The 9,239-nt window shown below is 67.2% G+C and carries 9 protein-coding genes; 5 read left to right on the top strand and 4 right to left on the bottom strand.

Features of this window, described 5'->3' with window-relative positions; all coding sequences use genetic code 11:
• Positions 1-20: 20 nt before the first annotated feature.
• Positions 21-197, bottom strand: coding sequence for a hypothetical protein (locus GTP44_RS24860; RefSeq protein ID WP_161021516.1), 177 nt, complete (start codon positions 195-197; stop codon positions 21-23).
• Positions 198-365: 168 nt separating this feature from the next.
• Here GTP44_RS24860 and msrC point away from each other — a divergent pair, with 168 nt between their 5' ends.
• On the top strand, positions 366-869 hold the full coding sequence (gene msrC, locus GTP44_RS24865; protein ID WP_160992697.1) for a free L-methionine (R)-S-oxide reductase MsrC: 504 nt from the start codon (positions 366-368) through the stop codon (positions 867-869).
• Positions 870-880: 11 nt separating this feature from the next.
• Here the strand turns inward: msrC and GTP44_RS24870 are convergent, their stop codons facing one another.
• Both GTP44_RS24870 and GTP44_RS24875 read right to left on the bottom strand, forming a co-directional pair.
• Positions 881-1,693 (bottom strand): YciI family protein, encoded by an 813-nt coding sequence (locus GTP44_RS24870; protein WP_161021517.1) that lies wholly within the window; start codon positions 1,691-1,693, stop codon positions 881-883.
• Positions 1,694-1,774: 81 nt separating this feature from the next.
• Positions 1,775-2,218 carry a VOC family protein gene (locus tag GTP44_RS24875; protein ID WP_160992699.1) on the bottom strand — a complete coding sequence of 148 codons (444 nt, stop codon included), beginning with the start codon at positions 2,216-2,218 and terminating at the stop codon, positions 1,775-1,777.
• A 314-nt stretch (positions 2,219-2,532) separates the two neighbouring features.
• On the opposite strand from GTP44_RS24875, the gene GTP44_RS24880 reads away from it, so the two are divergent.
• The 4 genes from GTP44_RS24880 to GTP44_RS24895 all read left to right on the top strand — a co-directional run bounded on the left by GTP44_RS24880 (position 2,533) and on the right by GTP44_RS24895 (position 8,890).
• The gene (locus GTP44_RS24880; RefSeq protein ID WP_161021521.1) at positions 2,533-5,757 is read left to right on the top strand and encodes an efflux RND transporter permease subunit; all 3,225 of its coding nucleotides are present in this window, start codon (positions 2,533-2,535) and stop codon (positions 5,755-5,757) included.
• The gene (locus tag GTP44_RS24885) at positions 5,750-6,895 is read left to right on the top strand and encodes an efflux RND transporter periplasmic adaptor subunit (protein WP_161021518.1); all 1,146 of its coding nucleotides are present in this window, start codon (positions 5,750-5,752) and stop codon (positions 6,893-6,895) included. Before GTP44_RS24880 ends, GTP44_RS24885 begins: the two co-directional genes overlap by 8 nt.
• Complete coding sequence (locus GTP44_RS24890) at positions 6,892-8,298, top strand: efflux transporter outer membrane subunit (RefSeq protein WP_161021519.1); 1,407 nt, start codon at positions 6,892-6,894, stop codon at positions 8,296-8,298. The genes GTP44_RS24885 and GTP44_RS24890 overlap by 4 nt, the downstream gene beginning before the upstream one ends.
• Before the next feature lie 106 nt (positions 8,299-8,404).
• Positions 8,405-8,890 carry a Dps family protein gene (locus tag GTP44_RS24895; protein ID WP_160992702.1) on the top strand — a complete coding sequence of 162 codons (486 nt, stop codon included), beginning with the start codon at positions 8,405-8,407 and terminating at the stop codon, positions 8,888-8,890.
• Between the two features lie 9 nt (positions 8,891-8,899).
• Here the strand turns inward: GTP44_RS24895 and GTP44_RS24900 are convergent, their stop codons facing one another.
• Positions 8,900-9,094 (bottom strand): hypothetical protein, encoded by a 195-nt coding sequence (locus GTP44_RS24900; RefSeq protein ID WP_161021520.1) that lies wholly within the window; start codon positions 9,092-9,094, stop codon positions 8,900-8,902.
• Positions 9,095-9,239 lie beyond the last annotated feature (145 nt).

Raw genomic sequence — 9,239 nt, forward strand, 5'->3', positions numbered from 1 at the left:
CTGTCCGCCAGCGCACCGAGTCAATCGATCTGTTCCGCCATGAAAGTGAGGTTGTCATCTTCCTCGCAATCGATGTGCACGCGTTCCTCGCCGATCATCAGCATCGCCTCGACATCGATGGCCGGCGGTCCCGGCGGTGGTGGCGGCGTGGCGTTGGGTTGCCGCGGCGGTTCTGCGCTCTTTTTTCTGGTGGACATATTTTTCCCCGCTCTGGTGGTGACACACTGCCCACCAGAGTAACGCGCACAATGCAGATCCGCTATCGGATACTGCCTACAAAGAGGGTAGGAAGTCTTCGTAAAATCGTCGGATCGGCTACCATAGTGGCCTTGGCGCGCCCGCGCTTATCTACTGAACAACACATCATGACCTTCACCCTCAGCGACACCGCCTACCGCACCGACAGTGCCGAGGCCAAAAACGCCATGTATGACGACCTGCGCCCGCAACTGCAAGGCCTGGTCCACGGCGAGACCGACCTGATCGCCAACACCGCCAACTTCAGTTCGCTGGTATTCAACAGCATGCCGGGGCTGAACTGGGCCGGCTTCTACTTCCTCAAAGGGGACGAACTGGTGCTCGGCCCGTTCCAGGGCAAGCCGGCCTGCATCCGCATCAAGCGCGGCCGCGGCGTCTGCGGCACCACGGTGGTGGAAGGCAAAGCCATCGTCGTGCCGGACGTGCACGCCTTCCCCGGCCACATCGCCTGCGACGTCAACTCGCGCTCCGAGCTGGTGGTGCCGGTGCGCGGTCCGGATGGCGCCATCGTCGGCGTGTTCGACCTCGACAGCCCACAGCCGAACCGCTTCGACCAGACCGACGCCACCGGCATCGAATCGCTGGTCCGCATCCTCGAAGCCACGCTCTAAAAACGTTTTTTTCAGCCGCCGCGGGCGGCTTTGCTGAAGGCGTTGCGCAGTTCGGCTTCCAGCAGTTCGGCGCGCAGGCGCTCTTCGGCCTTGATCATCTCCGGGGTGAATTCGACGTGCGACTTGCGCTCGCACGCTTCGCGGATCTCCAGCGTGATGTCGCCCTGTTGCGGATAGGGGTAGGCCTTGGCCCAGGCAATCGCCTCGTCGAGCGAGGCCGCCTGCAGCATCCAGTAGCCGGCGATCAGTTCCCTCACGTCGGTGAACGGACCGTCCACCACCGACGTCTTGGCGTTGGCATAGTGCACCCGCGCGGCGTTGGCCGTGCCTTTCAGACCGTCGCCGGCCAGCAGCACGCCTTGCCACACGCCGGCCTCGTTGTGGGCGTTGATGACGTCGAGGTTTTCCGGGGGCGCCATCGCGTCCGACTCGGTATCGGCGTCGGCGCGCAGGAAAATGACGTAGCGCGTCAGGTCTTCCTGGCGCAGCGGCAGCGTGCCGGACGCCGTGCCGCGCTCGTCGAAGCCGGCGCCGTAGACGGGACTGCCGGCGTCGCGGATTTCATACACCGCGCCGCTGTCGAACAACGGCCACCAGCGCACTTGGGCGATGATGTCCTCGCGCGACTCGGCCTCCAGCAGCACGAAGCCGGCCACCACTTCCTTGGGCGGGAACGGGCCGTGCACCTCGCGCCATGCGCCATCCCGGCGCAGCAGCCGCACCGCCTCGGCGCTGGGCCGCAGAAACGTGCCCGGCTCCAGCGCCGGCGGTTGTGTTCCTCGTTCCGTGCTTTGATTGGCGCGGCGCAGTACCATGAATTCCATTGACATCGTGCTCCAGACTAGACTCAGGCGTTAAGGTATCACAACCATGTCCGTCGCAGCGAATGCCCGCCGTCCGCCCGGTCAGCAGTCGTGCGGCATGTTCTTCATCGCTGCGGCCATTTCCTCCGGCGTCATGTCCTTGAGGTGGGTGGCGATCGACCAGTGATGGCCGAACGGATCGGTCACCTGGCTATAGCGGTCGCCCCAGAACATGTCGGCCGGCGGCATGCGCACCACGGCACCGGCGTCCACCGCCTGCTGGAAGGCGGCGTCCACGTCCGGCGAGTACAGGTGCAGCGTCACCGGGCTGCCCTGCAGCGCCTTCGGCCCCTTGCCGCCGTCGTATTGCGGAAAATCGTCGGCCAGCATCAGCGTCGAGTCGCCGATCTTCAGCGCCGCGTGCATAACGCGGCCGTCCTCGCCGGCCAGGCGCATCAGTTCGACCGCGCCGAACGCTTGTTGGTAGAAGGCGATGGCGTCGGCGGCGCCTTCGCACACCAGATGCGGCGTGATGCTGTTGATCATGATGGTCTCCTGTGGGGTGGGTGGATCGCTCACTTTATACCCGCCACGCGGCGGCACCCCACAAATCGGCGGCTTTTTCCGGATCTTTGGCGCCGGCGATACACAGTGATACATACTAGAAACAAATTTTGATACAAGCACCACCGGTAAAACGCTAAAATCATTCACTAATGTAGAAACTTGCTGCATAACAGCATTGCTTTTCCACCGGTATTGCATAGTCCGACTTATCAAACCATGCGCTGCCGCCGCCTTACTCAAATGCTGCACCGCGTTATCTTGGCCGGTCGGCCTATCCCTGGGGGTAATTTGTGTTGATTGAAATCGTACGCGTCGCGCTTCGACGTCCCTACACCTTCGTGGTCATGGCCCTGCTGCTGTTGATCGTCGGGCCGCTGGCGGCGCTGCGCACGCCGACCGACATCTTCCCTGACATCAAGATCCCGGTGATCGCGGTGGCCTGGCAGTACACCGGCCAGCCGCCCGACCAGATGGCCGGCCGCGTCTCGACCCAGTTCCAGCGGGCGCTGACCACCACCGTCAACGACATCGAGCACATCGAGGCCAACACCTACACCGGCGTCAGCATCGTCAAGATCTTCTTCCAGCCGGGCGTCAACATCGCCGTCGCCAACGCCCAGGTGACGGCGATCTCGCAGTCGATGCTGCGCCAGATGCCGCCTGGCATCACGCCGCCGCTGATCCTCAACTACAACGCCGCCACGGTGCCGATTCTGCAGGTGGCGCTGTCCGGCAAAGGGCTGTCGGAACAGCAGTTGTCCGACCTTGGCACCAACACGGTGCGCACGCCGCTGGTCAGCGTGCCGGGCGCGGCGATCCCGCTGCCGTATGGCGGCAAGCAGCGTCAGGTGCAGATCGACGTCGACCCGGCGCTGCTGCAGGCGCGCGGCCTGTCGGCGCAGGACATCGCCAACGCGCTGGCGGCACAGAACGTGCTGACCCCGGTCGGCACGCAGAAGATCGCCAGCCTCGAATACAGCATCCAGCTCAACAACGCGCCGTCGGCCATCGCCGACCTGGCGCGTCTGCCGGTGCGCGTGGTCAACGGCGCCACCATCTACCTGGGCGACATCGCCAACATTCACGACGGCAACGCGCCGCAGACCAATGTGGTGCATGTCGACGGCAGCCGCTCGGTGCTGATGTCGGTGCTGAAGAACGGCTCGGCCTCGACGCTGGCCATCGTCGACGGCGTGCGTGAAAAAATCAACACGCTCAAGGCCGGCTGGCCGGAGGCGCTGACCGTCACGCCGATCAACGACCAATCGGTGTTCGTGCGCGCCGCCATCAAGGGCGTGGCGTCGGAAGGCGTGATCGCCGCCGCGCTGACCAGCCTGATGATCCTGCTATTCCTCGGCAGCTGGCGCTCGACCATCATCATCGCCGTCTCGATTCCACTGTCGATCCTCGGCTCCATCATCGCCTTGTCGGCCATCGGCGAATCGCTCAACCTGATGACGCTGGGCGGCCTGGCGCTGGCGGTCGGCATCCTGGTCGACGACGCCACCGTGACCATCGAAAACATCAACTGGCACCTGGAACAGGGCAAGCCGGTGGAGGCGGCGATCCTCGACGGCGCGGCGCAGATCACCACGCCGGCCTTCGTTTCGCTGCTGTGCATCTGCATCGTGTTCGTGCCGATGTTCTTCCTCGACGGCGTGTCGCGCTTCCTGTTCGTGCCGATGGCCGAGGCGGTGATCTTCGCCATGGTCTGCTCGTTCATCCTGTCGCGCACGCTGGTGCCGACCATGGCCAACTACCTGCTCAAACCGCACGACACCGGCGAGGGCCACGCCCACGGCCACGGCGGCCACGGCACGCCGGCGCCCTCGTCCAATCCGCTGGTGCGTTTCCAGCGCGGCTTCGAGGCCCGCTTCGAGCGCCTGCGCGCCGGCTACAGCGGCCTGCTGGAAGCGGCGGTGGTCAACCGCAAGCGCTTCATCATCGGTTTCCTGCTGGTGGTGGCGGCCTCGTTCGCGCTGGTGCCTTTCCTGGGCAGTAACTTCTTCCCGTCGGTCGACTCCGGCCAGGTGCTGATCCACGCGCGCGTGCCGGTCGGCACCCGCATCGAGGAAACCGCCGCCCGCTTCGCCCGCATCGAGCAGGCCATCCGCCGCGTGATTCCGGCCAGCGAGATCGTCACCATGACCGACAACATCGGCATGCCGGCCAGCTCGATCAACACCGTCTACAACAACACCGGCACCAGCGGCACCCACGACGGCGACTTCCAGATCGCGCTGCGCGAGGACCACCAGCCGACCGCCGGCTACGTGCGCCAGCTACGCCAGGTGCTGCCGGCGGAATTCCCGGACACCACCTTCTCCTTCCCGCCGGCCGACATCGTCAGCCAGATCCTGAACTTCGGCTCGCCGGCGCCGATCGACGTGCAGATCCGCGGCGCCAAAATCGCCGACAACTACGCCTACGCCGACCAGCTGCTGAAACGCCTGCGCGCCATCCCCGGCGTGGCCGACGCCCGCATCCAGCAGTCCGACAAGGCGCCGGTGTTCAACGTCGATATCGATCGCACCCAGGCGCAGCAACTGGGCCTGACCACGCGCGACATCACCAACAGCATGGTGGTCAACCTGGCCGGCTCGTCGCAGGTGGCGCCGACCTTCTGGCTGAACCCGGCCAACGGCGTCAGCTACCCGATCGTCATGCAGACGCCGCAACCGCAAATGGACACGCTGTCGGCGCTGGCCAACCTGCCGGTCGGCAATGGCGCCAGCACCAGCACCGCCACGCTGGGCGGCGTCGCCACCTTCACGCGCGGCACGCAGTCGGCCATCGTCAGCCAGTACGACATCCAGCCGATGGTGCAGATCTACGCCACCACCCAGGACCGCGACCTGGCCGCCGTCGCCAAGGACATCAACCAGGCCATCGCGGACACCCGCGCCGACCTGCCGAAAGGCTCGACCGTGCAGATGCTGGGCCAGGTCAAGACCATGGACCGCGCCTTCGCCGGCCTGCTGTTCGGCCTGCTGGGCGCGGTGGTGCTGATCTACCTGCTGATCGTGGTCAACTTCCAGTCGTGGCTGGACCCGGCGGTGATCGTCTCGGCGCTGCCGGCGGCACTGGGCGGCATCGTCTGGATGCTGTTCGCCACCAATACCACGCTGTCGGTGCCGGCGCTGACCGGCGCCATCATGTGCATGGGCGTGGCCACCGCCAACTCGGTGCTGGTGATTACCTTCGCCCGTGAACGGCTGGACGCACTGGGTGACGCCACCGCCGCCGCGCTGGAAGCCGGCTCGGTGCGCTTCCGTCCGGTGCTGATGACCGCGCTGTCGATGATCATCGGCATGCTGCCGATGGCGCTCGGCCTCGGCGATGGCGGCGAGCAGAACGCGCCGCTGGGCCGCGCCGTCATCGGTGGCCTGATCTTCGCCACCACCGCCACGCTGCTGTTCGTGCCAGTGGTGTTCAGCCTGGTGCACCGCCGGCACGCGCGCCCATCCCCCACCCCATCCAACGACCAACCACATTCCGGAGCCCCTGTCCATGTCTAATACTCGTCGCACCGGTCACAAGCCGCTGGCGCTGGGGCTGATCGTCCTGGCCGCCGCGCTGGTGGCGGCCGGCGTCATCAGCCGCCGCTCGCAAGCCGAACAAGTGAAACAAGCCAATACCCCCATCGTGCCGATGGTCAGCGTGGTGACCGCCGGCCAGGCCGCCGGCGCGGCGCTGGAACTGCCGGCGCGCATCGAGCCATGGCAGCGCGCGCCGATCTACGCCCGCGTCAGCGGCTACCTGAAAAGCTGGAGCGTCGACATCGGCGCGCCGGTAAAGTCCGGCCAGACGCTGGCCGACATCGAAACACCGGACCTCGATCAGCAACTGCTGCAAGCCAAGGCCGAACTGGCCACCGCGCGCAGCAACCTGGCGCTGGCCAGCAGCACCGCCAAACGCTGGCAGGGTCTGCTGGCGGCGGACGCGGTCTCGCGGCAGGAAGCCGACGAGAAGGCCGGCGACCTGGCCGCCAAGCAGTCTGCCGTCAACGCCATGCAGGCCAATGTCGACCGCGTGCAGGCGCTGCAGCGCTACACCCGCCTGGTGGCGCCGTTCGATGGCGTGGTCACCGCGCGCAACACCGATGTCGGCGCGCTGATCAATGTCGGCGGCGCGCCGGGGTCGGAACTGTTCGTGGTGTCCGACCTCAGCCGTCTGCGCGTCTACGTCAACGTGCCGCAGCGCCAGGTGGCGGCGATCAAGGTCGGCGACAAGGCCGAGCTGAGCGCGCCTGAGCGTCCGGGCAAGGTCTACACCGCCACCGTGCAATCGCTGTCGCAGGCGATCAACGCCAGCTCCGGCGCCATGCTGGTGCAGCTGAGCGTGCAGAACGACAGCCGCGAGCTGCTGCCAGGCGGCTACGCATCGATTCATTTCAACACGCCGGTAGCCAGCGCCGCGCTGAGCATTCCACCAAGCGCGCTGATCTTCAACAAGTCCGGCACCCAAGTCGCCACCTTGGGCAAGGATGGTCGCGTGGTGGTGAAACCGGTGACCATCAGCCGCGACCTCGGCAGCGTGCTGGAAATTGCCACCGGCATCGACCGCAACGACCAGGTGATCGCCAATCCGCCGGACGGCGTCGCCACCGGCGACGCGGTGCGCGTGGCCGCCAACACCGCGAAGGCCAAGCTGTGAAGATTCTCTACGCCACCACCCTGGCCCTGGCGCTGGCCGCCTGCGCGCCGGCGCCGGTGCGGCAGCAGCCCGCCGTGCCGCTGGCCGACAGCTTCCGCGACATTCCGGCCGGCTGGGCCGACGCCACCGCCAGCGCGCCGCAGTTGCCGGCCGACTGGTGGCATCTGTATCAGGACCCGCAGCTGAACACGCTGGAACAGCAGCTGATCGCCAACAGTCCCGACCTGGGCAGCGCGCTGGCGCGCTACCGGCAGGCGCAGGCCGCCACCGGCGTCGCCCGCGCGGCGCAAGCGCCGACGCTGGGCGCCTCGCTCAACGGCCAGCGCGACCGCCAGTCCGACTTGCGGCCGCTGCGCGGCGCCACCTCGCCAGCCGAGTACAACAGCGGCACGCTGCAGTTCGACCTGGGCTATGAAGTCGATCTGTGGGGCCGCATCGCGCAACAAGTCAGCGCCGGCGTGGCGCAGGAGCAAGCCGCCGGCGCCGATCTGGCCGCCGCCCGGCTGGCGCTGCAAATCCAGCTGGCCGACACGCTGCTGGCCCTGCGCGGCGCCGACGCCGACCTCCAGTTGCTGCGCGACACCGAGGCGGCCTACCGGCGCCAGGCCGAGCTGATCACCCGCCGCCACGACGGCGGCACCGCCTCCGGACTGGATCTGGCGCGCGCCCAGACCCAGCTGGAATCGACCCGCTCGCTGCTGCGCCAGCGCCAGGCGCAGCGCAGCGTGCAGGAGCACGCGATCGCCGCGCTGGTCGGCGCCAACGCGGCCAGCTTCAGCATCGCGCCGAACGACGGCGGCGCCTTCGTCACGCCGGTGCTGCCGCTCGGCGTGCCGTCGCAGTTGCTGCAACGCCGTGCGGACATCGCCGCCGCCGCCTTGCGGGTGGCCGCCGCCAGCGACCAACTGGGCGTGGCACGCAGCGCGCTGTTCCCCTCGCTGATTTTGGGCGCCAGCGGCGGTGTCCAGAGCAGCGACTTCGACCGCTTCGCCCGCGCCTCCAATCTGTTCTGGGCGGTCGGCCCGACGCTGGCGGTCAATCTGCTGGACGGCGGCCGCCGCAAGGCGCAGATCGCCGGCGCCGAAGCCTCGCTGGACGAGGCCGGCCAACGCTACCGCGCGGTGGTGCTGACCGCGTTCCAGCAGGTCGAAGACCAGCTGACGCTGCTCGACAACTACGCCGAGGCGGCCAAGTCCGACCATCTGGCGGCGGCGGCCGCCAAGCGCGCGCTGGAGCTGGCCACCCAGCGCTACGACCAGGGCGCGGCCAGCTACCTGGACGTGGTGACGGCGCAGACGGCCTATCTGCAATCGCGCCGCAGCGAACTGGACCTGACCACCCGCTACCGCCAGGCCGGTGTGCAGCTGGTAAAAGCGATCGGCGGCGGCTGGAACGGCGGCTAACGGCGTTCCAGCGCACGCGGGAGCGGGCTGTATCAGCGAGACGGACGCGTTTTTCGGCATGGCGCTACAATGGCAGCGTCGAATGACCCAACCAAGGAGTTAGATAATGCCTGCAAAACCGCTCAAGATCGATATCGGCCTGACCGAGAAAAGCCGCGGCAAGATCGCCGCCGGCCTGTCCGGCCTGCTGGCCGACAGCTACACGCTGTACCTGATGACGCACAACTTCCACTGGAACGTCAAAGGTCCAATGTTCAACTCGCTGCACCAGATGTTCATGACGCAGTACACCGAACAATGGGGCGCGCTGGACCAGATCGCCGAGCGCATCCGCGCGCTGGGCTACCCGGCGCCGGGCACCTACGCCCAGTTCGCCAAGCTGGCCAGCATCAAGGAAGTGGACGGTGTGCCGGCCGCGATGGACATGGTGCGCCATCTGGTGGCGGCCCAGGAAGCCACCGCCCGCACCGCGCGCAAGCTGCTGCCGGTGGTCGACGAGGCCGACGACCAGCCAACCGCCGACCTGCTGACGCAGCGCCTGGACGTCCACGAGAAAACCGCCTGGATGCTGCGCAGCCTGCTCGAAGAGTAACAACGCGCTCTACATGGCCGGCGCGCGGTCGACGCCGCGCGGCGCCATGCCGTCCAACCGCTGTCCTGGCGGCGCCAGACCGGCCCGTTCTTCATCGGCCATCACAATATGGGTCACGTAGGTGGCGAACAGGGCCGCCAGGGATAGCAGGCCGGCGTTGCGCCAGCCTGATGTGCTGCTCGATTTGCTTTGCTTGTTTTCCATCGCCCCCTCCGGTCAAATTCGTCGGACCCGAGCGCGCGATGCCAGTTCCTCAGATCAGAACTCTTCCCACTCCTGGCTTTCGTCCGCCGGCGCCTTGCGGGGGGCGCCCGCCGGCGCGCCGGCCGGCTTGGCCGGCGCGGGCGCA

This window comes from Duganella lactea (assembly GCF_009857505.1).
Classification (GTDB): domain Bacteria; phylum Pseudomonadota; class Gammaproteobacteria; order Burkholderiales; family Burkholderiaceae_D; genus Rugamonas; species Rugamonas lactea.